The organism is Geodermatophilus sp. SYSU D00700 (genome assembly GCF_054050255.1).
The window spans coordinates 1-23814 of record NZ_JBJGZA010000055.1; the positions used below are offsets into that span (position 1 = coordinate 1).

The 23814-nt window shown below is 75.6% G+C and carries 25 protein-coding genes; 10 read left to right on the forward strand and 15 right to left on the reverse strand.

The features are described from left to right. Positions 1 to 167: 167 nt before the first annotated feature. From ACI79V_RS22990 to ACI79V_RS23015, 6 genes are all read right to left on the reverse strand, one after another. On the reverse strand, positions 168 to 1268 hold the full coding sequence (locus ACI79V_RS22990; protein ID WP_456893057.1) for a hypothetical protein: 1101 nt from the start codon (positions 1266 to 1268) through the stop codon (positions 168 to 170). Between the two features lie 150 nt (positions 1269 to 1418). Beyond that, positions 1419 to 1823: a RidA family protein gene (locus ACI79V_RS22995; RefSeq protein ID WP_456893059.1), complete on the reverse strand. Its 405-nt coding sequence runs from the start codon at positions 1821 to 1823 to the stop codon at positions 1419 to 1421. Further along, positions 1820 to 2707, reverse strand: coding sequence for a succinate--CoA ligase subunit alpha (gene sucD, locus ACI79V_RS23000; protein WP_456893061.1), 888 nt, complete (start codon positions 2705 to 2707; stop codon positions 1820 to 1822). The genes ACI79V_RS22995 and sucD overlap by 4 nt, the downstream gene beginning before the upstream one ends. Positions 2708 to 2733: 26 nt before the next feature. Then, positions 2734 to 3894 (reverse strand): ADP-forming succinate--CoA ligase subunit beta, encoded by a 1161-nt coding sequence (gene sucC, locus ACI79V_RS23005; protein ID WP_456893063.1) that lies wholly within the window; start codon positions 3892 to 3894, stop codon positions 2734 to 2736. A gap of 127 nt (positions 3895 to 4021) precedes the next feature. Continuing rightward, the gene (locus ACI79V_RS23010; RefSeq protein ID WP_456893065.1) at positions 4022 to 4387 is read right to left on the reverse strand and encodes a hypothetical protein; all 366 of its coding nucleotides are present in this window, start codon (positions 4385 to 4387) and stop codon (positions 4022 to 4024) included. After that, positions 4384 to 5508 (reverse strand): hypothetical protein, encoded by a 1125-nt coding sequence (locus ACI79V_RS23015; protein ID WP_456893067.1) that lies wholly within the window; start codon positions 5506 to 5508, stop codon positions 4384 to 4386. Before ACI79V_RS23015 ends, ACI79V_RS23010 begins: the two co-directional genes overlap by 4 nt. A 284-nt stretch (positions 5509 to 5792) precedes the next feature. On the opposite strand from ACI79V_RS23015, the gene ACI79V_RS23020 reads away from it, so the two are divergent. Next, positions 5793 to 6614 (forward strand): lipase family alpha/beta hydrolase, encoded by an 822-nt coding sequence (locus ACI79V_RS23020; RefSeq protein ID WP_456893069.1) that lies wholly within the window; start codon positions 5793 to 5795, stop codon positions 6612 to 6614. Positions 6615 to 6813: 199 nt separating this feature from the next. Continuing rightward, complete coding sequence (locus tag ACI79V_RS23025) at positions 6814 to 7689, forward strand: M23 family metallopeptidase (RefSeq protein ID WP_456893071.1); 876 nt, start codon at positions 6814 to 6816, stop codon at positions 7687 to 7689. A 179-nt stretch (positions 7690 to 7868) separates the two neighbouring features. Here the strand turns inward: ACI79V_RS23025 and pcrA are convergent, their stop codons facing one another. Continuing rightward, positions 7869 to 10160, reverse strand: coding sequence for a DNA helicase PcrA (pcrA, locus tag ACI79V_RS23030; protein ID WP_456893073.1), 2292 nt, complete (start codon positions 10158 to 10160; stop codon positions 7869 to 7871). A 241-nt stretch (positions 10161 to 10401) separates the two neighbouring features. Here pcrA and ACI79V_RS23035 point away from each other — a divergent pair, with 241 nt between their 5' ends. Beyond that, positions 10402 to 10671 carry a chorismate mutase gene (locus tag ACI79V_RS23035; RefSeq protein WP_456893075.1) on the forward strand — a complete coding sequence of 90 codons (270 nt, stop codon included), beginning with the start codon at positions 10402 to 10404 and terminating at the stop codon, positions 10669 to 10671. Between the two features lie 9 nt (positions 10672 to 10680). On the opposite strand, the gene ACI79V_RS23040 is transcribed toward ACI79V_RS23035, so the two are convergent. Continuing rightward, a complete protein-coding gene (locus tag ACI79V_RS23040) occupies positions 10681 to 11085 on the reverse strand; it encodes a YybH family protein (protein ID WP_456893077.1) in 405 nt (134 codons plus the stop codon). A 161-nt stretch (positions 11086 to 11246) separates the two neighbouring features. On the opposite strand from ACI79V_RS23040, the gene ACI79V_RS23045 reads away from it, so the two are divergent. From ACI79V_RS23045 to ACI79V_RS23055, 3 genes are all read left to right on the forward strand, one after another. After that, complete coding sequence (locus ACI79V_RS23045) at positions 11247 to 11819, forward strand: carboxymuconolactone decarboxylase family protein (protein WP_456893079.1); 573 nt, start codon at positions 11247 to 11249, stop codon at positions 11817 to 11819. Continuing rightward, positions 11816 to 12688 carry an RNA polymerase sigma-70 factor gene (locus tag ACI79V_RS23050; RefSeq protein ID WP_456893081.1) on the forward strand — a complete coding sequence of 291 codons (873 nt, stop codon included), beginning with the start codon at positions 11816 to 11818 and terminating at the stop codon, positions 12686 to 12688. Before ACI79V_RS23045 ends, ACI79V_RS23050 begins: the two co-directional genes overlap by 4 nt. An 80-nt stretch (positions 12689 to 12768) precedes the next feature. Further along, entirely contained in the window at positions 12769 to 13503 is a 735-nt protein-coding gene (locus tag ACI79V_RS23055) for a PIG-L deacetylase family protein (RefSeq protein WP_456893083.1), read from the forward strand. Positions 13504 to 13515: 12 nt separating this feature from the next. On the opposite strand, the gene ACI79V_RS23060 is transcribed toward ACI79V_RS23055, so the two are convergent. Further along, a complete protein-coding gene (locus tag ACI79V_RS23060) occupies positions 13516 to 14175 on the reverse strand; it encodes a response regulator (protein ID WP_456877401.1) in 660 nt (219 codons plus the stop codon). After that, on the reverse strand, positions 14172 to 15422 hold the full coding sequence (locus ACI79V_RS23065; RefSeq protein ID WP_456893085.1) for an ATP-binding protein: 1251 nt from the start codon (positions 15420 to 15422) through the stop codon (positions 14172 to 14174). Before ACI79V_RS23065 ends, ACI79V_RS23060 begins: the two co-directional genes overlap by 4 nt. A gap of 124 nt (positions 15423 to 15546) precedes the next feature. Here ACI79V_RS23065 and ACI79V_RS23070 point away from each other — a divergent pair, with 124 nt between their 5' ends. Together ACI79V_RS23070 and ACI79V_RS23075 are read left to right on the forward strand one after the other, a co-directional pair. Further along, positions 15547 to 16422 (forward strand): PspC domain-containing protein, encoded by an 876-nt coding sequence (locus tag ACI79V_RS23070; RefSeq protein WP_456893087.1) that lies wholly within the window; start codon positions 15547 to 15549, stop codon positions 16420 to 16422. Continuing rightward, positions 16415 to 16711, forward strand: a complete 297-nt coding sequence (locus tag ACI79V_RS23075; protein ID WP_456877404.1) for a hypothetical protein — start codon at positions 16415 to 16417, stop codon at positions 16709 to 16711. Before ACI79V_RS23070 ends, ACI79V_RS23075 begins: the two co-directional genes overlap by 8 nt. Before the next feature lie 62 nt (positions 16712 to 16773). Here ACI79V_RS23075 and guaA read toward each other — a convergent pair whose 3' ends face one another. The 3 genes from guaA to guaB are packed head-to-tail and all read right to left on the reverse strand — an operon-like array spanning position 16774 to position 21019. Further along, a complete protein-coding gene (guaA, locus tag ACI79V_RS23080; protein WP_456893089.1) occupies positions 16774 to 18336 on the reverse strand; it encodes a glutamine-hydrolyzing GMP synthase in 1563 nt (520 codons plus the stop codon). Then, positions 18336 to 19472: a GuaB3 family IMP dehydrogenase-related protein gene (locus ACI79V_RS23085; RefSeq protein ID WP_456893091.1), complete on the reverse strand. Its 1137-nt coding sequence runs from the start codon at positions 19470 to 19472 to the stop codon at positions 18336 to 18338. The genes guaA and ACI79V_RS23085 overlap by 1 nt, the downstream gene beginning before the upstream one ends. A gap of 2 nt (positions 19473 to 19474) precedes the next feature. Further along, complete coding sequence (guaB, locus tag ACI79V_RS23090) at positions 19475 to 21019, reverse strand: IMP dehydrogenase (RefSeq protein WP_456893093.1); 1545 nt, start codon at positions 21017 to 21019, stop codon at positions 19475 to 19477. 199 nt (positions 21020 to 21218) lie between these two features. On the opposite strand from guaB, the gene ACI79V_RS23095 reads away from it, so the two are divergent. After that, a complete protein-coding gene (locus tag ACI79V_RS23095; protein ID WP_456893095.1) occupies positions 21219 to 21608 on the forward strand; it encodes a DUF5319 family protein in 390 nt (129 codons plus the stop codon). A 72-nt stretch (positions 21609 to 21680) separates the two neighbouring features. Here ACI79V_RS23095 and ACI79V_RS23100 read toward each other — a convergent pair whose 3' ends face one another. Next, positions 21681 to 22415 (reverse strand): response regulator transcription factor, encoded by a 735-nt coding sequence (locus ACI79V_RS23100; RefSeq protein WP_456877408.1) that lies wholly within the window; start codon positions 22413 to 22415, stop codon positions 21681 to 21683. A 243-nt stretch (positions 22416 to 22658) separates the two neighbouring features. Between ACI79V_RS23100 and ACI79V_RS23105 the strand changes: the two genes are divergently transcribed. Beyond that, complete coding sequence (locus tag ACI79V_RS23105) at positions 22659 to 22958, forward strand: WhiB family transcriptional regulator (protein ID WP_075013352.1); 300 nt, start codon at positions 22659 to 22661, stop codon at positions 22956 to 22958. A 63-nt stretch (positions 22959 to 23021) separates the two neighbouring features. On the opposite strand, the gene ACI79V_RS23110 is transcribed toward ACI79V_RS23105, so the two are convergent. After that, on the reverse strand, positions 23022 to 23534 hold the full coding sequence (locus ACI79V_RS23110) for a hypothetical protein (RefSeq protein ID WP_456893097.1): 513 nt from the start codon (positions 23532 to 23534) through the stop codon (positions 23022 to 23024). Between the last annotated feature and the right edge of the window lie 280 nt (positions 23535 to 23814).

Genomic DNA, 23814 nt, shown 5'->3' on the forward strand with positions numbered 1-23814 from the left:
CAGCACCCCCACCACACCCCCCCACCCCCCCCCCCCCCCCCCCCCCCCCCCCCCCCCCCCCCCCCCCCCCCCCCCCCCCCCCCCCCCGCGCGCCCCCCCCCCCCCCCCCCCCCCCCCCCCCCCCCCCGGGACGGGTGCGCCCCTGGGGGCGCGCAGGTGCGCTCGGGTCAGGACGAGCCCTGGCCCGAGGCGGTGGAGCCGCCGGGACGGCCCGGGTCGGTGGCCGGCGGGGCGACCGGCAGGCCGTGCTGCGGGCCGGGCTGGCCGTAGGAGGGGCCGTGGGGCCCCGGCTGGCCGTACTGCGGAGCCGGCTGGCCGTGGGGCTGGGTCGGCTGCGACTGGTCCCAGGGCTGCCCCGGCCGGCCGTGCTGCGGGCCGTGGGCGCCGGGGCCGGCCGACGGCCCGGGAGACGCCGACCGCCCGTGGTCGGGGGCCTGCTGGTTCGCCCACTGCGCCGCACCGGCGAGACCGCCGGTCAGGGCCGGCTCGTTCCTCAGCTCGGGCAGGAGCCGGAGGACGGCGAACGCGGTGACGGCCGCGCTGACGAGGAGCGCGAGCAGGCCGACGAGGCTGAACTCCCACGAGAAGGTCTGGATCCAGGCGATCAGCGTGAGCAGGAGCGCCAGGCCCGTCAGCCCCACGGTGACCCAGCTGCGCGGGAAGCCCAGGCGCAGGTCGGTGAACGCCGGCAGGACCGCCCAGACGGTCGCGGCGAGGAGGAGGACGAAGGCGAACGGGACCAGCCCGCTGAACGAGAACCCGTTCACGTCGTAGTCGTCGCCGAAGTAGTACCCGTCGAGGTCCACCCACGGCAGGATCGCGAGGACGAGGTAGGCCAGCGTCCCGGCCGCGATGGCGTGGTCGGCGACCTTCAGGCGCTTGAGGTCGAACCCGGCCCCGGCCGGACGCGGCGCCGGACCCTGGTGCGCCCCGAACGGCGGCTGGCCGTGGGGCGGCGGCGGGCCCTGCGGGGCGCCGTAGGGCGGCTGCCCGTACGGCGGGGCCTGCCCGTAGGACGGCGGCTGGCCGTAGGGCGGCGGCTGGCTGAAGGGCGGCTGCCCGTACGGCGCGGGCTGCCCGTACGGCAGGGCCGGAGGACCCGGCTGCGGCTGGCCGTAGGGGGCCTGCTGTCCGTACGCGGGCTGGCCGTACGGCGGGTGGTCCTGGGGTGTGCCGTACGGCGGGGGCTGCTGCCCGTACCCCGGCTGACCGCCCGGCCCCGGCTGCCCGGGCTCCCCGGGCTGCTGGGGCGGCTGGCTGGACGTCATCGCTCGGCTCTCCTCGGCACGTCGGTACGGCGTCGCGGATGCTCTCCCCCGTGCTCTCCAGCCTGCAACCTCGCCACGCGCCGCCCGGTCCCCGGGGGTGAGATCGTGACCGCGTCGCAACCGGCGCGGCCACCGTCGGACGGCCGGCGTTCAGGCGGGCGCGGCGATCGCCTCCACCTCGACCAGCTGGCCGGGGTAGCCGAGCACGGCCACGCCGAGCAGCGTGCTGGGCGGGTCGTGGTCGCCGAACGCTCCGCGGACGACGTCCCAGGCGGCGACCAGGTCCTCCCGGCGGGTCGTGGCCACGTAGACGGTCGTGCGGACGACGTCGCCGAGGTCGGCTCCGGCCGCCCGCAGCGCCGCGCGCAGGTTGGCCATCACCTGCTCGGCCTGCCCCGCGACGTCGCCCGCCGCCACGGTGGCGCCGTCGGCGTCCAGCGGGCAGGCACCGGCGGTGAGCACCAGCGTGCCGCCCGGCACGACGGCCGCGTAGGCGTACGGGGCGCCCGCCAGGTCCGGCGTGCGGACCAGGCGGGCGCCCCCCGGCTGGCTCACGCCGACCGGGAGCCGACGATCTCCCGCATCAGGCGGGCGGTCTCCGACGGCGTCTTGCCGACCCTGACCCCGGCGGCCTCGAGGGCCTCCTTCTTGGCCTGGGCGGTGCCGGCCGAGCCGGACACGATCGCGCCGGCGTGGCCCATCGTCTTGCCCTCGGGAGCGGTGAACCCGGCGACGTAGCCGACCACGGGCTTGGTGACGTTGGCCTTGATGAAGTCCGCGGCGCGCTCCTCGGCGTCGCCGCCGATCTCGCCGATCATCACGATCGCCTCGGTCTCCGGGTCGTCCTGGAAGGCGTGCAGGCAGTCGATGTGCGTGGTGCCGATGACCGGGTCGCCGCCGATGCCGACGCAGGTGGAGAACCCGATGTCACGCAGTTCGTACATCATCTGGTAGGTCAGCGTGCCCGACTTGCTGACCAGGCCGATCCGGCCCTGCTTGGTGATGTTGGCCGGGATGATGCCGGCATTCGACCGTCCGGGGCTGATCAGGCCGGGGCAGTTCGGGCCGATGATGCGGGTCGAGCCGCCCTGGGCGTGCGCCCAGAAGGACGTCGAGTCGTGCACCGGGATGCCCTCGGTGATGACCACGGCGAGCCCGATCTGGGCGTCGACGGCCTCGATGACGGCGGCCTTCGCGCCGGCAGGAGGGACGAAGACGACGGTGACGTCGGCGCCGGTCTCCTTGACCGCCTCGGCGACGCTGCCGAACACCGGCACGCTCGCGCCGTCGAAGTCGACGCTCTGGCCGGCCTTCTTCGGGTTGACGCCGCCGACGATCGCGGTGCCGGAGGCGAGCATGCGCTGGGTGTGCTTGCGCCCCTCCGAGCCGGTCATGCCCTGGACGATGACCTTGCTGTTCTCGTTGAGGAAGATCGACATCTCTGCAGTCCTTGTCTGGGGCCGGATCAGGCGGCGAGCTCGGCGGCCCGGCGCGCGGCGCCGTCCATCGTGTCCACCAGGGTGACCAGCGGGTGGTTGGCCTCGGCGAGGATCCGCCGGCCCTCCTCGACGTTGTTGCCGTCGAGCCGGACGACGAGCGGCTTGGTCGCCTCGTCACCGAGCAGCTCGAGGGCGTGCACGATGCCGTTGGCCACCGCGTCGCACGCGGTGATGCCCCCGAAGACGTTGACGAAGACGCTCTTCACGGCCGGGTCGGACAGGATGATGTGCAGCCCGTTGGCCATGACCTCGGCCGAGGCGCCGCCACCGATGTCGAGGAAGTTGGCCGGCTTGACGCCGCCGAACTCCTCGCCGGCGTAGGCGACGACGTCGAGGGTGCTCATGACCAGCCCGGCACCGTTGCCGATGATGCCGACCTCGCCCTCGAGCTTGACGTAGTTGAGGTCCTTCTCCTTGGCCGCGGCCTCGAGCGGGTCGGCCGCGGCGGTGTCCTCGAGGGCCTCGTGCTCCGCGTGCCGGAAGCGGGCGTTCTCGTCGAGGCTCACCTTCGCGTCGAGCGCGAGGACGAGGCCGTCGGGGGCCTTGGCCAGCGGGTTGACCTCGACCAGGGTGGCGTCCTCCGTGCTGAAGACCTCCCACAGCTGGACGGCGATGGCGATCACCTGGTCGCGCACCTCGGGGGCGAACCCGGCGGCGTCGACGATCTCGGCGGCCTTGGCGGCGTCCACGCCGACCGTGGCGTCGACCGGGATGCGGGCCAGGGCCTCGGGGCGCTCGACGGCGAGCTGCTCGATCTCCATGCCGCCCTCGACGCTGGCCATCGCCAGGAAGGTGCGGTTGGCGCGGTCGAGGAGGTAGGAGAAGTAGTACTCCTCGGCGATGTCGCTGGCCTGGGCCACCATCACGCGGTGGGTGACGTGCCCCTTGATGTCCAGACCGAGGATGTCCTGGGCGCGGGCCCGGGCCTCGTCGGCGTCGTCGGCGAGCTTGACGCCGCCGGCCTTGCCGCGGCCGCCGGTCTTCACCTGCGCCTTGACGACGACGCGGGTACCGATCTCCCGCGCGATCGCCTCGGCCTGGTCGGGTGTCTCGGCCACGCCGCCGGGCAGCACGGGCACGCCGTGCGCGGCCAGCAGGTCACGCGCCTGGTACTCGAAGAGATCCACGGACAGGCACCGTAGACCCCGCGCCGGAGGCCTGCCGCACCGGCGGTGGAGGCGGTGGGACGGGTCACAGGCGGGGCCGTCGGGCGGCTCCCGGGACCGGTGTCGGTGCCCCCGACGACGCCGCTGGTCAGGGGGTGCCGGTGCGGCGCAGCGCCGCGACCACGTCGCCGGGCGGGGTGCCGTCGGGGAAGCGCAGCACGCCGACGGGCAGCCCGTCCGCGTCCCCGAGGACGAAGGCGGTGACGTCGTCGGCGCCCGCAGCGGCCAGCCGGTCGAGCAGCGCAGCCGGGAGTCCGGGCGGGGGGCCGGCGACCCCGACGGCGTCGGCGTCCTCCTGGACGACGGTCGCGGCCAGCCGGTCGGCCGCCGTCGCCCCGGTGAGCACCACCTCCGCGCCGGCGTCGCGCAGGGCGCGCGCCAGGGCGAGCGCCCGCGGGTCGTCGGAGCCGCCGGGCCCCGCGACGACGACCCGCAGCCGCTCGCCGTCGGTCACGCGGCGCGGCCCCGGCGCAGCCGCCAGGCCAGGACGGTGAGCAGCGCGTAGGCCAGGCCGGCGGCCAGCAGCCCGGCGCCGGGGACGGTCCACTCCAGCTCGTCGGACGCGGCGGCGTCGCGCAGGCCCGACAGGCCCGCGGCGAGCACGGTCGCGGCGACGGCCAGGAACCCGCCGACGGCGCCGAGTCGCGGCCGCAGTGACGGCGCCAGCACCGATCCCAGGACGACGGCGCCGGCGAGCAGCAGGCCCCCGAGCAGGGCCAGGCCCGGTCGCTCGAGCAGCGCCTGCGGCCCCTGCTGCTCGACGACGACCTCCAGGCCCGTGGCCGGGTCGTCGACGAGGCGGTCGGGGACGTCGGCGGCCGGCAGGGCCAGGCAGAGGACGGTGAGGACGCCGAGCACCACGGCCGCGCCGGCCAGCCCCGGCCGGGCGGGGTCGAGGGAGCCGCGGTCCTCCATGACCGTGCGACCCCAGGTCGCGGCGGCGCAGGCACCGGCGAGCACGGTCAGGCCGAGCGCCGCGAGCGCCAGCCACCAGCCCGGGCCGGCGTCCACGGAGCTGGTCAGCACCCGCTCGCCGGCGAGCACCTCGATGCCGGGCCGCACCGTGGACGAGCTGCCCCGGTACACCTCGATGAACAGCGCACCGAGCGCCAGCGCGCCGCCGACGCCGGCGTAGGCCAGCCCCAGCCGCGGCACCCGGCCGGCGGCCAGCCCCGTGCCGACGGCGACCGAGGTGACCGGGACGACCAGGCCGGCCAGCACCCCGCCGATCCCGCCGCCGAGGGTCAGGTCGCGGCCGCCGACGACCAGGTAGGTGGGGAACAGCGCGGCCAGACCGGCGAGGCCGGCGAGCACCAGGAGGACGCCGGCGACCCGGGCGGCGGGCGGGACGTCCCCGACGACGAGACCGTCGCCGGGGACGGCGGGCCCGGAGACCGCGGCACGGCTCGCGGCGGCCGGGACGCGGCGGTCGGCGGCGCCGCGGCCGCCCGCGCCGCGCCGGTCGGGCCGGGCCGCGGAGGCGGGGCGCCGGTCGCTCCCCGCCACGGCAGCGGAGCGCCGGGCGGTCACGCCGCGCGCCCGGTCGTCACGGGTGGTGCGCTCCGGGCCGGCCACGGGTCCCCCTTCGTCGTCGAGCAGTGTGGAGGGCGTCTTCGTCGAGATGTGTCACAGATCGGCCTCGATCTCGTCGAGACGCGGGATCCGGTCGTGTGACCGCTGCCACACGGGGGCATTACCGTCCTGTGAACGGAGCACAGCGGTGTGCTCCGGCCGCCGACGGGACCCCGACCCGTTCCGGGCCGACGAACGGGAAGGGCACGTCCATGCACTCGACCGCCGGCCCGGGGTCTCGTCCAGAGTCGCACACCCCCGAGGCCCTCCCCGGGACGCCACGGGACGTGCTGCGGGCCCTCGCGACACCGACGACGGTCGCCGGCGGACTGACCGAACTGGCGTGGGTCGGCGCGCACGTGCTCATGTACCCGCTCGGCACGTGGACCGAGGTGCTGCGGCCCGACGAGCGCTGCCGCCCCGGCGAGCAGCCCCCCGCCGTCCGGGCGCTGTTCGCCGCCGATCCCCTGGCCGCACGCATCCCCGTCCTCCTCGTCCACGGCCTGGTCGACAACCGCTCGGTGTTCGCGCTCATGCGCCGCGGCCTGCGCCGCCGGGGCTTCGCGCAGGTGTGCACCTGGAACTACAGCCCGCTGCTCGGTGACGTCGCGCAGGGCGCCCGCGACCTCGGCGAGCACGTCGAGCGGATCTGCGCGCAGACGGGGCACGAGCGCGTGCACGTCGTCGGCCACAGCCTCGGCGGGCTCATCGCCCGGCACTACGTGCAGCTGCAGGCCGGCGGTCGCCGGGTCGAGTCGCTGGTGACGCTGGGCACGCCGCACGGCGGCTCCGTGCTCGCCCACCTGCTGCCCACGCCGATGGTCCGCCAGCTGCGGCCGGGGTCGGCGGTGCTGCAGGAGCTCGCCGCACCGGCCCCGGACTGGGACACCCGGATGACCGCCGTCTACAGCGACCTCGACCAGCTGGTCATCCCCACCCGCAACGGCCGGTGCGACCACCCCGACCTGCGGGCGCGCAACGTGCTCGTCCGCGGCCTGGGGCACATGTCGCTGCCCTTCCACCGCGGCGTCGTCGACGAGGTGGCGGCCACGCTCGCCGGGTTGCGCACGGCGGCACCCGAGTCGCCGGCGGCGGCCGCCGTCGCCTGAGCCCGCCCGGCCGGTCACGGTCCGGAGACATGACGACACGCGACGTGGCTTCCCCGGCAACGACCTGACGGAACGTTACGGTCCGATCACGGTGCCGGTACACACCGGCGGGCGCCTCCCGGGCGCCTCCACCGCCGTCGCTCCTCCGACGGGCCGCCGCACCCCGCGGTCCCCGGGAGCGTGGACGAAGGGGAACTGGGTGACCGCGCTCGTGGACTCCGCGGCCGGCCGTGCGTCGGCCGAGCCGGAGGCGACCGGTCGCATCCCCGGCCTCCGCCCGGTGGCCCCGGTGCCCCCCGCCGCCGTCCTGCCCGCCCGGACCACCCGGCGCGCCGCCGCGGCTCCGGCCGCCCCGGCGGCCGACGTCGCGACCGACGCCGTCCCCGCCCCCGCGGACACCGGGACCCGTCCCGCCGCCCGCCGCTCCGTGCGCCGCCCGCCCGGCCGGCGCGGCGCGCTGTGGCTGGCCGCGCTGGTGGCCGGCGCGCTCGTCGCCGCCGTCCCGGGGTTCACCGGCAGCCCGGCCGGCTCCGGCACGGCCACCGCCGCCGACTACGGGCTCGGCGCCGCCGACATCGGCTTCACCGGGGACATCGACGACGCCGGCGTCCGGCTCGGCATCACCCAGGCCGAGGCCGCCGTCCGGCTCTCCGAGCTCGCCGCCTCGCGCGCGGCCCGCGAGCCGGAGACGGTGCTGCCGGCGACGGGCCGGATGACCACCTGCTTCTGCATGCGCTGGGGCTCCATGCACTACGGCATCGACCTGGCCAACGCCCTCGGGACGCCGATCTACTCGGCCACCGACGGCGTGGTCCTGCGCGCGGGCCGCGCCTCCGGCTACGGCAACGCCGTCTACATCCAGGACCCCGAGGGCAACGTGCACGTCTACGGGCACATGCGCTACTACGACGTCCGGGCCGGCGACATCGTGCACGCGGGCGACCAGATCGCGAAGATCGGCAACGAGGGCCAGTCGACCGGCCCCCACCTGCACTACCAGATCCACCGCGGTGGCATCAGCGGCCGGCCGATCGACCCCGAGGAGTTCCTGGCCGAGCGCGGCGTCACGATCTGACCCGCAGTGCGCGCGCTCCTCGTGGGGGGGGGGGGGGGGGGGGGGGGGGGGGGGGCGGGGGCGGGCGCCCCCCCCCCCCCCCGCCCCACGCAACCCCCCCCCGCGGGGGGCCGCGGCGGGGCGGCCCCCCCCACCCCCCCCCCCCCCAACCCCACGAGGAAGACCCGCAGAGGCCCGCGCTACAGCTTGACGAGGGGGGCGTAGCGCAGCACGAGCCGCTTGGTGCCGCCCGAGCCGAAGTCGACCGTGGCCTGCGCCTTGTCGCCGACGCCGTTGACCTCGACCACGGTGCCCAGCCCGAAGGCGTCGTGGCTGACCCGGTCGCCCACCTCGACGGAGATGACCGCCCGGTTGCCCCGGCCGCCGCGCAGCCCGCCGGTGGACAGCCCGGTGGCCGCCACCCGCTGCTGGGCCGACCCGGTGCTCGGCGCCGGCAGCGGGTCGGTGCGCGCCCAGTGCACGGCGTCGGCCGGCAGCTCGTCGAGGAACCGCGACGGCGGGTTGTAGGCCGGCTGCCCCCAGCTGGTGCGCACCGTGGCGCGGGAGAGGAACAGCCGCTGCCGGGCGCGGGTGATGCCCACGTAGGCCAGCCGCCGCTCCTCCTCCAGCTCCTTCGGGTCGCCGAGCGCGCGCAGGTGCGGGAAGACGCCGTCCTCGAGCCCGGTCAGGAAGACCACGGGGAACTCCAGCCCCTTGGCCGTGTGCAGCGTCATCAGCGTGACGACGCCGGCCTCGTCGCCGGAGACGGGGATCTGGTCGGCGTCGGCGACCAGCGACACCTGCTCGAGGAAGTCGGTGACCGTGCCGCCGGGGTTGGCCGCCTCGAACTCCGCGGCCACCGAGATGAGCTCGTTGAGGTTGTCGACGCGGCCCTCGTCCTGCGGGTCGGTGCTCGCCTCCAGCTCGGCGAGGTAGCCGGTGCGGTCGAGGATGCTCTCCAGCAGCGCCGCGGGGCCCGAGCCGGTCTCGACCAGCTGCTCGAACTCCTCCAGCAGCGCGACGAAGTCCTGCAGCGCCTTGAGCGAGCGCGGCGCGAGCGTGGTGATCTCCGGGCAGCGGCGCAGCGCCGTGGGGAAGGCGATCCGCTCCCGGTCGGCGAACTGCTCGATGCAGGACTCGGCCTTGTCGCCGATGCCGCGCTTGGGGGTGTTGATCACCCGGCGGAGGCTGACGACGTCGGCCGGGTTGGCGACCACCCGGAGGTAGGCCAGCGCGTCGCGGACCTCCTTGCGCTCGTAGAAGCGCACCCCACCGACGACCTTGTAGGGCATGCCGACGCGGATGAACACCTCCTCGAACACCCGGGAGGCGTTGTTGGTCCGGTAGAAGACGGCGATGTCGGCGGGCCGGGCCTTGCCGGCGTCGACCAGCGCGTCGATCTGCTCGGCCACCCACGCGGCCTCGTCGTGCTCGTTCTCCGCGACGTAGCCCTCGATCAGCTCGCCGTCGCCGGCGTCGGTCCACAGGTTCTTGGCGCGGCGGCCGGTGTTCTTCGCGATGACGGTGTTGGCCGCCTTGAGGATCCGCTGGGTCGAGCGGTAGTTCTGCTCCAGCAGGATCGTCGTGGCCTGCGGGTAGTCGCGCTCGAACTCGTCGATGTTGCGGATCGTCGCGCCGCGGAAGGCGTAGATCGACTGGTCGGCGTCGCCGACGACGCACAGCTCGGCCGGCGGAACCGGCCCCTCACCGGTGCCCACCAGCTCGCGGACCAGCACGTACTGCGCGTGGTTGGTGTCCTGGTACTCGTCGACCAGTACGTGCCGGAAGCGACGGCGGTAGTGCTCGGCGACGTCGGGGAAGGCCTGCAGCAGGTTGACCGTCGTCATGATCAGGTCGTCGAAGTCCAGCGCGTGCGCCTCGCGCAGCCGCCGCTGGTAGAGCGTGTAGGCCTCCTTGAGCACCTTCTCCGGCGCCGTCTGGGGGCTGAACGACTCCTCGTCGACCAGCTCGTTCTTCAGGTTCGACACCTGGGCGGCGAGACTGCGGCCGGGGTAGCGCTTGGCGTCGAGGTCGAGGTCGCGGGCGACCATCGTCATCAGCCGCACGGAGTCGCCCTGGTCGTAGATCGTGAACGACGACTTCAGGCCCAGCTTGGCGGCCTCGGCGCGCAGGACGCGCACGCACATGGAGTGGAACGTCGACACCCACATGGCGCGGGCGCGCGGCCCCACCAGCTGCGCCACCCGCTCCTTCATCTCGCCGGCGGCCTTGTTGGTGAAGGTGATCGCCAGGACCTCGCCGGGCTGCACCCCGCGGGCACCCAGCAGGTAGGCGATGCGGTGGGTGAGCACGCGGGTCTTGCCCGAGCCGGCGCCGGCGACGATGAGCAGCGGACCGCCCTCGTGGACGACGGCCTGACGCTGGGGGCCGTTGAGCCCGGCCAGCATGCGGTCCAGTTCCCGGCCGGCCGAGCCGGGAGCGGAACGCTGGAGCGCGGCGGTTCCGGGGAGGGCCTGCTGCACGCTGCTCATAGACACACCACTGTAGTTCGGACGGGCGACGGTCCCGTCCGCCGTGGCGGTCGCCCGTGGCGCTGTGGCACACTCCCGACGTGCTGCTCGCCACCTCCAGCTTTTACTACGGGCACCGGGTTCCGGTGTCCGTCGCCGCCGGCTGAGCAGCCGCCGCAACGAACGCCCCGGGCCCGAGGAGCCCGGGGCGTTTCTCGTTCTCGGGGTCCGACGGCAGACACCGCCCCGCCAGGAGACCGAGATGAGCGCCACCCGCACCCCCGCCGACGCCGACGGCCGCATCGCCGAGCTGCGTGGCGAGATCGACGCCTGCGACGCCGAGCTGATCCGGCTCGTGCAGCACCGGCTGGCCGTGTCCCAGGAGATCGGTGAGCTGCGCCGCGCCACCGGCGGCACCCGGCTGTCCCTGTCCCGCGAGAAGCAGGTGCTCTCCCGCTTCCAGGACGCCCTCGGCCCCGACGGCGCGGCGCTCGGGATGCTGCTGCTGCGCCAGGGCCGCGGCCGGCTGTGAGGGACCCGATCAGGGCCGCTGGTCGGCGGACGGGAAGTCGGCGTGCCGGTGGACCAGCCACCAGTCGCCCTCGATCCGCCGGTACACGTGCGTCACCCGGATCGTCATGTCCCGCGGTTCCCCGCCGTCGACGCGGACGGTCCCCTGCTCGGAGCCGACCGTGTAGGCGAGGTCCCCGCTGACGTCGACCACGTCGTAGCGCGGCACGAGCCGGCCGTCGCTGAAGCGGCTGCCCACCCAGTCCACGGTCTTGGTGACGGCGTGGTGGCCCCTCTCGATCGGCCCCCAGGCGCCGAACAGCGTCACGTCGGGCGAGTCCGCCCAGCAGGCCGCGTAGGGACCGGGGTTGCCGGCGCCCATCGCGGCGAGGCCGTCCGCGACCCGGTCCAGTGCCCGGGACAGTGCAGGGTCCACGTCTGCTCCTCCCCCGACGGGCCGGCGCGGCCCGTCGTGCACCCGCCCCCGTGGACCGCCAGGGTCCGCGCGACCCGGGCCCGGCGGAACCCCGGACCGCGTGTCACACCGCGGACGGCTGCGTCGTCTCCATGACGACCCCCGACGGAGAGGACGCCGCCATGACCGAGACCGGCACCGCCCGCATCCCGCTCGACCCGCCGCGCACCCTGGTCACGCGCGCCGTCGACTGGTACTCGCGCCGCAGGTTCGGCGCGACGCTCACCCCCGCGGCCGCGATGGGACACCACCCGCGGCTGCTGGTCACCCAGCTCCGCCACGAGCAGGCCCTGTCCCGGTGGGACCGGCTCGACCCCACCCTCAAGGCGCTCGCCGTCATGTCGGCGGCGGTGACCGTCGGCTGCTCCTGGTGCGTCGACTTCGGCTGGTGGGTGACCAGCCAGGAGGGCGTGGACCCGGCCAAGCTGCGCGCCGTCCCGACCTGGCGCGACGACGACGGGGTGCTCACCGACCTCGAGCGGCGGGTGGTGCAGTACGCCGAGGCCATGAGCACCACGCCGATGGGCGTCACCGACGAGATGGTCGCCGCGCTGCGCCGCGACCTCGACGACGCCGCCCTGGTCGAGCTGACGACGATGGTCGCCGTGGAGAACAGCCGGTCCCGCACCAACAGCGCCCTCGGCCTGCACAGCCAGGGGTTCCGGGACCGCTGCGAGATCCCGGCCCGCGCATGACCGACCCGCTGCCGGCCTTCGCCGCGCACCGGCGGCTGCTGTTCACCGTCGCCTACCAGATGCTGGGCAGCGTCGCCGACGCCGAGGACGTCGTCCAGGACGCCTGGCTGCGCTGGTCTGCCGCCGGGCGGGACGACGTCGGCGACCCGCGCGCCTACCTCGTGCGGGTGGTGACCCGGCTGGCGCTGGACCGGCTGGACTCCGCCCGCGCGCGCCGGGAGACCTACGTCGGCCCGTGGCTGCCCGAGCCGCTCCTCACCCGGCAGGCCGGTGACCCGGCCGACGAGGCGGTGCTGGGCGAGGAGGTGTCGCTGGCCCTGCTCGTCGTCCTGGAGAGCCTGTCCCCGGCCGAGCGGGCCGTGTTCGTGCTGCGCGAGGCGTTCGGGATGCCGGCCGGTGAGGTGGCCGCCGTGCTCGGCCGCTCCGAGGCCGCCGTCCGGCAGCTCGGGCGCCGCGCCCGGGAGCACGTGGCCGCCCGACGACCCCGGTTCGACGCCGACCGGCAGGCGCACCGCGAGGTCACCGAGCGCTTCCTGGCCGCGTGCCTCGGCGGCGACGTCGACGCGCTGCTGGCCGCGCTGGCCCCCGGCGCGGTGCTGGTCACCGACGGCGGCGGCCGGACGAGGGCGGCGCTGCGGCCGATCGCGGGAGCGGACAAGGTGGCCCGGTTCCTCACCGCCGTCATCCCCGGAGGGGCGTCGCTGCCCGGCCTGCGGCTGGACGTCGCCGAGGTCAACGGCCGGCCCGGGGTGGCGGCGTGGACCGACGCCGGGCCGTACGTCGCGGTGTCGCTGGTCGTGACCGACGGGCTGGTCCAGCAGGTCCTCGTGGTGCTCAACCCGGACAAGCTGGCGGGTCTGGTGAGGTGATGGAACGGCCCTCCTGCAGGGGCCCGCCGCGAGCGGGCGAGTGGCGGGGGGCAGGAGGGTCCTTCACTAGGCTCCGCCGGGTGACCGCGCCCCCGCCTCCGGAGCCCGCCGCGCACGTCGAGCGCGTCCTGTGCGTGCTCGCCCACCCCGACGACGTCGACTTCGGCAGCGCCGGGACGGTCGCCACCTGGACCGCCGCCGGCACCGAGGTCACCTACTGCATCGTCACCGACGGCGACGCCGGCGGGTTCGACGAGACGCCGCGCGACCGGATGGGCCCGCTGCGCCAGGAGGAGCAGCGCGCCGCCGCGGCCGCCGTGGGCGTCACCGACGTCCGGTTCCTCGGCTACCCCGACGGCCGGCTGGAGCTGACCCTCGACCTGCGCCGCGACATCTCCCGGGTCATCCGCCAGGTCCGCCCGCAGCGGGTGCTGACCAGCTCGCCGGAGCGGTTCTGGGAGCGGATCGGCGCCAGCCACCCCGACCACATGACGGTGGGCGAGTCGACGCTGCGCGCGGTGTACCCCGACGCCCGCAACCCGTTCGCCTTCCCCGAGCTGCTCGCCGAGGAGGGGCTCGAGGCGTGGACGGTGTCGGAGGTGTGGCTCGGCGCCAGCCCGCGGGCCGACCACGCCGTCGACGTCACCGACGTCGTCGAGCTGAAGTTCGCGGCGCTCAAGAGCCACGTGTCGCAGGTCAGCCACGTCGAGGACCTCGAGGGTTTCCTCACCGGCTGGATGACCCAGACCGCCCGCCGCTTCGGCCTCCCCGAGGGCCGCCTCGCCGAGGCGTTCCACGTCGTCCACACGGCGTGAGGGAACGGCGGGTCAGAGCAACCGGTTGGTGGCCGCCCAGCGGGTGAGCTCGTTGCGGTTGGACAGCTGCAGCTTGCGCAGCACGTTCGACGCGTGCGACTCCACCGTCTTCACCGAGATGAACAGGCGCGAGCCGATCTCGCGGTAGGTGTAGCCGCGGGCCAGCAGCTGCATGACCTCGCGCTCGCGGGCACTGAGCAGGTCGAGCCCGGGGTCGGTGGCGGGGTCCTCCGGCTGCGGGGCCGACGGCGAGGTCGCGGCGAAGGCGTCCAGGACGAAGCCGGCCAGCCGCGGGCTGAAGACGACGTCGCCCTCGGCCACCCGCTGCACCGCGGCGCGCAGCTCGGGGCCGGAGATGGTCTTCGTGACGTACCCGCGGGCGCCGGCCCGGATGACCGCGATGACGTCCTCGGCGGCGTCGGACACCGACAGCGCCAGCCACCGCACCTCCGGCAACTCGGCCCGCAGCGCCTCGAGCACCGCGCGCCCCCCGCCGCCGGGCAGGTGGACGTCGAGCAGCACGACGTCGGGGACGGCGGCCCGGATGCCGGCGATCGCGGCGTCGGCGTCGGCGGCCTCCCCGACGACGGTGACCGCGTCGCCGAGCTCGTGGCGCACCCCGGCGCGGACCATCGCGTGGTCGTCGACCAGGTAGACGGTGGGGACGCTCACGCCGCGGCCTCGCGCGGCAGCACGAGCTCGACCTCGGTGCCCTCGCCGGGCGCGGAGCGGACCGTGGCCGTGCCGCCGAGCCGGATCACCCGGCCGGTCACCGAGTCGCGCAGCCCGCGCCGGTCGGCGGGCACCGTGGCCGGGTCGAAGCCGGCACCGCGGTCGCGGACGAACACCGACACCTGCTCCTGCGTCACCTCGGTGTAGAGGTCGGCCGAGGCGACGCCGGCGTGCTTGGCCGCGTTGAGCAGCGCCTCGCGGGTCGCCGCGCCCAGCGCAGCCAGGGCGTCGTCGACCGGGGCGTCGCCGACGACGACCGGGTCGACGGTGAGCGCGTGGTCACCCTCGACCTCGGCGACCATGTCCGACACCAGACCCGCCCAGGTGCCGCCGGCCGCGACCGCGGGCTCGTAGAGCCAGCTGCGCAGCTCGCGCTCCTGGCTGCGGGCCAGCCGGGCGACGGCCTGCTGGTCGCCGGCGTTGCGCTGGATGAGCGCGAGGGTCTGCAGCACCGAGTCGTGCAGGTGCGCGGCGACGGCGGCCCGCTCCTCGGAGCGGATCCGGGCGGTGCGCTCCTCCTCGCGGGAGTCCAGCAGCCGGCGCCAGAACGGCGCGGTGGCCAGCACGACGCCCACGAGGATGACCAGCGTCGCGACGAAACCGTTGCGGGCGGCGGCGAGCTGGCCGGTGGTGGCCAGCAGGAGCAGGAGGCCGAGCGCGGCGAGGGTCGCGCCGCCGGCCAGCACCCAGCGGACGCCGGGCCGGGCGAGGGTGCGGTCGGTGTCGAGCTGCCGCCAGATGACGGCGAGACCGCCGCCGACCAGCAGCAGCGGGGCGATGAGCTCGCTGTTGCCCCAGGTGGCGAGGTTGGTGACCAGCACCAGCGCGCCGAGGCCGAGCAGCACCATCCCGATGGTCTGCCGGCGGCTGGGCTCCGCGGCCGCGTCCGGGCCCACCTCGCCCAGCGGCATGAAGAACCACAGCACCGGATAGACCACCAGGCCGACGCCGGTCACCGCGAGCGCGACGAACAGCGCCCGGACGAGCAGCGGGTCGGCGCGCAGGTGCGCCGCCGTCCCCGCCGCCACGCCGGCCAGCATCCGGCCCGAGCGGGGCCGGACCAGCGGGGGCCGCTGGGGCGGCGCGGGCACGGCGGGGGGCGCGCCGGGGCTCGGCGCCGGCGGGGCGGCCGTGGCGGTCGCACCGGCCGTCAGCCCGCCCGCGGGGGTCGGCACGGTCCTGGTCACGGTGGAATCGTCGCACCGCGCGGCCACCTCCCGGTACCGGGAAGACCCCGGACGGGCAGGACCAGGGTCGGATGGGGGCCTTCCCCGATGCCGCGCGGGCTCCCGGCTCGGCACGCTCTGTGCCATGACCGCTCCCTTCCCTCCCGAGGCACCCCTCGTCGACCCACCCCCGCCCCGGCCGGCCCTCCGGCGGAGCCGCACCGACAAGGTCGCCGGCGGCGTCGCCGGCGGACTGGCCGAGTACAGCGGCGTGGACCCGCTGCTGTGGCGGGTCGGGTTCGTCGCCCTCACCCTCGCCGGCGGTACCGGCATCGCCGTCTACCTGCTGCTGTGGCTGCTCATGCCGGCCGGCCCCCGCCGCGCCGCCGACGGGACGCCCGCCGGGCCACCGGGGCCCCGCTCCCCCGTCGCCGGGATCACCGTGGCCGGGCTGCTGATCGTCGTCGGGCTGATGGTGCTCGTCACCCGCTACACCGGCCTCGACCTCGGCCCCCGCGGGTTCCTCGCCGGGACGCTGCTGGTGGTGGGGCTGGGACTGGTCGCCTCCGCGTTCGCCCGGGGCCGGGCGCCGCGCGGCGGGCTGATCGCCCTCGGCTCGGTGCTCACGCTGGCGCTGCTGTTCACCTCGTCGGTGTCGGCCTGGAGCGACGGCCGGGGCGGCGTCGGCAACCGCGAGTACGACCCCGAGTCGGTCGAGGCCATCCGGGACGTCTACCAGCTCGGTGCCGGCGACATGGAGCTCGACCTCGCCCGGGTCGACGCCGACGACCTCGACGGGCAGGAGGTCCGCGTCGAGCACGGCGTCGGTGACCTCGAGATCACGGTTCCCGAGGACGCCGACGTCCGGATCGTCCTGGAGCAGGGCATCGGCGAGGCGGACCTGTTCGGGGAGACCGCCGACGACGGCGGCTACTTCCGCGCGGAGGACGGCGACGGCGACCCCGAGCTCGTCCTCACCATCGACCACGGGGTCGGCGACCTGGAGGTGTCCCGTGCCTGACTACAGCGAGTTCCCCACCACCCCGACCGCCTGGCAGGAGCGCGCGCTCGCCGACGCCTGGCAGCACACGCCGGCCCTCGCGGTCCCCGAGCCGCCGCGCAGGCGCCGTCCCGACCTGGTGGCCCTGGTGCCCGGCGTCGCCTTCGTCGTCCTGGCGCTGGTCTTCCTCGCCGGGGTGACCGTGCCGCTCGGCTTCCTCGCCGACGGCGGCCTGCTGTGGCTGCTGCTGGTGGGCGGCGGCGTGGCCCTGCTGGTGAGCGAGCTGCGGAAGGCGCGCCGCAGGCGCTGACACGGACGGGGGCGGACGGGACGAGGGCCCGGGGAGCGTTCGGCTCCCCGGGCCCTCGTCCGTCACTCCCACTCGATGGTGCCCGGCGGCTTGCTCGTGACGTCGAGGACGACCCGGTTGACCTCGGGCACCTCGTTCGTGATGCGCGTGGAGATCCGCGCCAGCAGGTCGTAGGGCAGCCGGGTCCAGTCGGCGGTCATCGCGTCCTCGCTGGACACCGGGCGCAGCACGACCGGGTGGCCGTAGGTGCGCCCGTCGCCCTGGACACCGACCGAGCGGACGTCGGCCAGCAGCACCACGGGGCACTGCCAGATCTCGCGGTCCAGGCCGGCGGCGGTGAGCTCGGCGCGCACGATCGCGTCGGCCCTCCGCAGGACGTCGAGCCGCTCCCGGGTCACCTCGCCGACGATGCGGATGCCCAGGCCCGGGCCGGGGAACGGCTGGCGCCACACCATGGCCTCGGGCAGGCCGAGCTCGGCGCCGACGGCACGGACCTCGTCCTTGAACAGCGTCCGCAGCGGCTCGACCAGGGTGAACTGGAGGTCCTCGGGCAGCCCGCCGACGTTGTGGTGGCTCTTGATGTTCGCCGTCCCGGTGCCACCGCCGGACTCGACGACGTCGGGGTACAGCGTCCCCTGCACGAGGAAGTCCACGCTCTCCCCGTGCTGCTCCGCGTCACCGACGACGTCGAGGGCGGCCTGCTCGAAGACCCGGATGAACTCCCGGCCGATGGTCTTGCGCTTCTCCTCGGGGTCGCTGGTGCCGGCGAGTGCGGCGAGGAACTGCTCGCGGGCGTCGACGACCCGCAGGTCCACCCCGGTCGCGGCCACGAAGTCGCGCTCGATCTGCTCGGTCTCGCCCTCGCGCATCAGCCCGTGGTCGACGTACACGCAGGTGAGCCGGTCGCCGATGGCCCGCTGGACGAGCGCCGCGGCGACCGCGGAGTCGACACCGCCCGACAGCGCGCACAGCGCCCGGCCCTCGCCGACCTGCTCGCGGATCCGCTCGACCTGCTCCTCGACGACGTTCGCCGTCGTCCAGGTCGGCTCGAGGCCGGCGATGTCGAACAGGAAGTGCTCGAGCACCGTCTGCCCGTGCGCGGTGTGCCGCACCTCGGGGTGGAACTGGACGCCGGCCAGCCGCCGGTCGACGTCCTCGAAGGCGGCCACCGGCGCGCCGGTGGAGGTGGCGGTGACGGTGAAGCCCGGTGGCGGGGTGCTGACGGCGTCGCCGTGGCTCATCCACACCGGCTGCTCGACCGGCAGGTCGCCGAACAGTCGGCCGCCGGTGGTGACCGTCAGCGGCGTGCGGCCGTACTCCCGGTCGCCGGTGTGCGCGACGGTCCCGCCGAGGGACTGCGCCATCGCCTGGAACCCGTAGCAGATGCCGAACGCCGGGACCCCGCCCTCGAACAGCGCGGGGTCGACCTGCGGCGCACCCTCGGCGTACACGCTGGAGGGCCCGCCCGAGAGCACGATCGCCGCGGGCTCCCGCTCCAGGATCTCCTTGACGGGGACCGAGGACGGGACGATCTCCGAGTACACGCCGGCCTCGCGGATGCGCCGCGCGATCAGCTGGGCGTACTGCGCGCCGAAGTCGACGACGAGGACGGTCGGGAAGTCCATCAGTCCGGCCGACCGCCGATCACCAGGTCGACCCGCTGGAACTCCTTGAGGTCGCGGTAGCCGGTCTTGGCCATCGTGCGGCGCAGCGCCCCGAAGAGGTTGGTGCGGCCGTCGGAGGTCTCGGCCGGGCCCAGGAGCAGCTGCTGCAGCGAGCCCGCGGCCGGGACCGGCGCGGACGTCCCGCCCCGGGGCAGTCGCGGGTGGGCGGCCACCGAGTCCCACCACACGCCCGCGGCCGGGGCCTCCCGCGCCGCGCGCAGCGGCTCCCCGAGCTGCACGGCGTCCGCGCCGCAGGCCAGGGCCCGGGCGATCGCGCCGCTGGTCTCGATCCGGCCGTTGGCGATGACGTGCACGTACCGGCCGCCGGTCTCGTCGAGGTAGTCGCGGCGGGCGGCCGCGGCGTCGGCGATCGCGCTGGCCAGCGGCACCCGGATGCCCATGACGGCGTCGCCGGTGGAGAAGCTGTCGGCGCCCACACCGACGATGACGCCGGCCGCGCCGGTGCGCATCAGGTGCAGCGCCGTCGTGTAGTTGGCCGCCCCGCCGACGATGACCGGGACGTCGAGGTCGGCGATGAAGGACTTGAGGTTGAGCGCCGCACCCTGGGTGGTCACGTGCTCGGCGGAGACGATCGTGCCCTGGATGACCAGCAGGTCGACCCCCGCGGCGAGCACGGTCGGGGCGAGCTGCTCGGTGTGCTGCGGCGAGACCCGCACCGCCGTGGTCACCCCGGCGTCGCGCATCTCCTTGATCCGGGCGCTGATCAGGTCCGGCTTCACCGGCTCGGCGTAGACCTGCTGCAGCAGCGACACCGGCGGCGGCGCCTCGGCGGCGGCGTCGCGCAGCTGCCGGTAGACCGGCAGCGGGTCGTCGTAGCGGGTCCACAACCCCTCGGCGTTGAGCACGCCGAGACCGCCGGCCTGCCCGACGGCGATCGCCGTGGCCGGACTGACGACAGCGTCGCTGGGGCTGGTGACCAGCGGGATGTCGAAGCGGAAGGCGTCGATCTGCCAGGCCGTGGAGACGTCGTCGACGTCGCGGGTGCGGCGGGACGGGACGATCGAGACCTCGTCGAGGTCGTAGGCCCGCCGGGCGAAGCGGTTGAGGCCGATCTCGACGGTGTCGCGGGGAGGCATGCTCACCGCCCCCGGTAGTTCGGCGCCTCGACGGTCATCTGGATGTCGTGCGGGTGGCTCTCGGTCAGGCCGGCCGCGGTGATCCGGATCAGCCGGCCGCGCTCCTGCAGCTCGGCGACGGTGGCCGCGCCGGCGTAGCCCATCGACGCGCGCAGCCCGCCGACGAGCTGGTGGGCCACGGTGGCGAGCAGCCCACGGTAGGGCACCTGCCCCTCGATGCCCTCGGGGACGAGCTTGTCGTCGGAGAGGACGTCGTCGGCGAAGTAGCGGTCGCGGCTGAACGACTGGTTGCCGCGCTTCTGCATCGCGCCCAGCGAGCCCATGCCGCGGTAGGTCTTGAACTGCTTGCCGTTCATGAACACCAGCTCGCCGGGAGCCTCCTCGACCCCGGCGAACAGTCCGCCGATCATCACCGTGTCGGCGCCGGCGACCAGCGCCTTGGCGATGTCGCCGGAGTACTGCAGCCCGCCGTCGGCGATGACCGGGACACCGGCCGGCTTGCACGCCTGGGCGGCCTCGTGGACGGCGGTCAGCTGCGGGACGCCGACACCGGCGACGACGCGGGTGGTGCAGATCGAGCCGGGGCCGACGCCGACCTTGACCGCGTCGGCACCGGCGTCGACCAGCGCCTGCGCACCGGCCCGGGTGGCGACGTTCCCGCCGACGACCTGCACGCCGCCGTCGCCGCCGAAGTCCTTCTGCACGCGGGCGACCATGTCGAGCACGGCGCGCTGGTGGCCGTGGGCGGTGTCGACGACGAGCACGTCGACCCCGGCGTCGACCAGCAGGCCGGCCCGCTCGTAGGCGTCCTCGCCGACGCCGAGCGCGGCGCCCACGACCAGCCGGCCGTCGGCGTCCTTGGTGGAGTTCGGGTACTGGTCGCGCTTGACGAAGTCCTTGACCGTGATGAGGCCGCGCAGCCGCCCGGCGTCGTCGACGATCGGCAGCTTCTCGATCTTGTGCCGGGACAGCAGGCGCAGCGCGGTGTCGGCATCGACGCCGACGGGGGCGGTGACCAGGGGCATCGGCGTCATGACGTCGCGCACGAGCCGGTGCTGGTCGGTCTCGAACCGCATGTCGCGGTTGGTGACGATGCCGACCAGGACGCCGGCGTCGTCGACCACCGGGGCGCCGGAGATGCGGTAGCGGGCCGACAGCGCGTCGACCTCGGCGAGGGTGTTGTCCGGCGAGCAGGTCACCGGGTTGGTCACCATGCCGGCCTCGGACCGCTTGACCAGGTCGACCTGGCCGGCCTGCTCCTCGGCGGCGAGGTTGCGGTGCAGCACGCCCATGCCGCCGACGCGGGCCATGGCGATCGCCATGCGGGCCTCGGTGACCGTGTCCATCGCGCTCGACAGCAGCGGGACGGCCAGCCGGATCCCGCGGGTCACCCGGCTGCTGGTGTCCACCTCGGCCGGGACGACGTCGGACTCACCAGGGACGAGCAGGACGTCGTCGTAGGTCAGTCCGAGCGGGGCGAAGGCCGCCGGCACCTCGGGGCGGTACCCGTCAGCTGCGTGGTCGTCGGGCTGCATGGTGGCCGCCACCCTCTCCGTCGGCTCGGCCCCCGGCCGGGCGCGCGGGGACCTCCCCGATCGTAGGCCGGGCCGCTCGGGCGCCGGGACGCCGCCGGAGGTGCTCGGCGTGGGAACCACCGCCGGGGGCGGCTACCGTGTCCTCCGGGCGCGCGAGCCCCGCGCGACCGTGCGTGAGCCACAGCGCCGCCAGCACGAGGGAGGAGGCACCGTGAGCCCCTTCGACGACGCCCCGGACTCCGGCCGCACGCCGTCGGACCCGCCGCCGCTGACCATGGAGGAGCGGGCCGGCGTCCTCGACGACCTGGCCGAGCTCGAGGTGTTCCGGACCCTGCTCGAACGGACCGGCATCAAGGGCATCGTCGTCGACTGCCCCGACTGCGACGAGGAGCACCACGTCGACTGGGCGCTGATGCAGGCCAACCTGCGCCAGCTGCTGGAGGAGGGTCAGACCGGCCGGCACGAGCCGCCCTTCGACCCCGATCCCGACGACTACGTCAGCTGGGACTACGCCAGCGGCTACGCCGACGGGGTGGCCGCGGTGGCCGAGCGCGAGGAGCCCGGGGACTCCCCCGGCGGCCGGCACGCCCGCGACGACTGAGACCGGGTGAGAAACGCACCGAGGGGCTCCTCCGGCGGTCGGAGGGGCCCCTCGGCGCGTGCTCGTCGTGCGTCAGCTCATCATGCCCCGGCGGAAGCCGGTGGCCACCGCCTCGGCGCGGTCCTTGGCGCCGAGCTTGCGGAACAGCCGGCGGGCGTGGGTCTTGATCGTGTCCTCGGACAGGTAGAGCTCACGGCCGATCTGGGCGTTGCTCTTGCCCTGGCTCATGCCGGTGAGGACCTGCATCTCGCGCATCGACAGCGTGACCGCGGGCGCGGCCTCCCGGACCGTCGAGCTCACCGCGCGCGGGCCGGCGCCGTTGAGCGGCGTGGCCCACGCCGGGGCGGGCGCGCCGACCGAGGCCAGCGGCACCGGGGCGCCCACCGGCTGCGGCGGCCGGCCGTCGGCGCGCAGCCCCACCCGGGACAGGCCCAGGCCCATCTCCAGGGCGCTGGCGTCCCAGCGCAGGTAGCCCCGCGCCCCGACGGCGACCGCGGCACGCACCGTCTCGGCGTCGTCGGGCGCGCCGAGCACGAGCACCGGGACGCCGGGGTGGGTCCGCAGCACCTGGGTGGCCACGGTCAGGCCGGTGTCGACGGCGCGCTGCGTGCCGACCAGCAGCACGTCGGGCTGGCGGGTGGCCAGCCGCTGGACCAGCGCGACGGCGTCACCGACGACCTCGACCCGGCCCACGAACGGCAGGGCCACCAGGCGGGCGGCGACGTCGTCGCGGACACGGCGGCGCTCGTCGTACACCCACACGGTCGTGGCCCCGTGCCCGGGTCCACGCATCCTGTCGTCGATCACGCGTTGCTCCTCGTCTCCCCCGACCGGGCGGGGCGCCCGGGTCACTCGACCCGCGTAACGGCAGGGCCTGCAGTCACCTTGACCGCGGGCCGGGAGCGGCGACAGCCGTGCTCACCCTGCGGGGGGAGACGGAGGCCGGGAAAATGCTCGATCCCGATGTGTTTGGCCCCACCGACCCTCGGGCACCGGCCCACGTGCAGCCGGACCGCCCCCTCCGGCTCGCACTGAGCCGAGGAGGACGAGATGGCCGACATCCGCCGACTGCCGACACCCGTGGCCGAGGTCTGGGACTGGCAGCTGCACGGCGCCTGCCGTGGAGAGAGCACGGCCCTGTTCTTCCACCCGGACGGCGAGCGCGGCCCCGCGCGGGCCCGTCGCCAGGCCGCCGCGAAGGCCGTCTGCGGCAAGTGCCCGGTCGTCGAGGCCTGCCTCAAGCACGCGCTCAGCGTCCGCGAGCCCTACGGCGTGTGGGGCGGCATGAGCGAGGAGGAGCGGGCCCGGCTGATCGCCGCGGAGCCCGCCGCGGTCGCGGCCGGGGTCTAGCACACCCCCTCAGACACCCGGAGGGCCGGTCCAGCAGCAGCTGGACCGGCCCTCCGTCGCTGTTCAGGCCGTGCGCTCGGCCGTCATCAGCTCGTCGTGCACCCACGTGCTCCCGCGGTCGCGGGACGTCTCGGCCGACCAGGTGAAGGAGTCCGGGCCGACGTCGGTGAAGCGCCACCGCAGCCACGGGTCCTCCTCGTCGCTCAGCAGGACGACCCCGCCGTCGTCGGTCGGCCGGCCGACGAAGCGCCGGACCCGGCCGTTCACGGGGTCCATCCACGTCGAGCGCCAGGTGCCCGGCGCGTGGGGATCGGGGAAGCGGACCGTCGTCCCGTGGAACGCCCGCGGCGGGACGCCGGCGCCGGGCTCTCCTCTGCCGGGCACGATCCACACGTCCTGCACCGCCCGGCCACCGAGCACCCGTCCGACGTGCAGTTCGCCGACCGCCGTCGCCCAGGTGCCGTCGGGTTCGCGGCCCGACCAGTGCAGCCGCCAGGCGCCCACCAGACGCCCGAAGAGCGCGAGGTCGTCGTCGGCTTCCTCCGGGGACGGATCGTGCAGGACGTCCGGGAGCACATCCCCTCCTCTGCCGGTCGGCCAGGGGACGACGGTGCCCCGCCGGCACGTCCGACGTCCAGGGTGAACGGCGGGAGGGCCGGTCCGGCGAGTGCTGGACCGGCCCTCCGTCGCGTGTGCGGGGACAACCGCGTGCGGCGTCCTCCCCCACCGCCGGGGGGGGGGGGGGGGGGGGGGGGGGGGGGGGGGGGGGGGGGGGGGGGGGGGGGGGGGGGGGGGGGGGGGGGGGGGGGGGGGGGGGGGGGGGGGGGGGGGGGGGGGGGGGGGGGGGGGGGGGGGG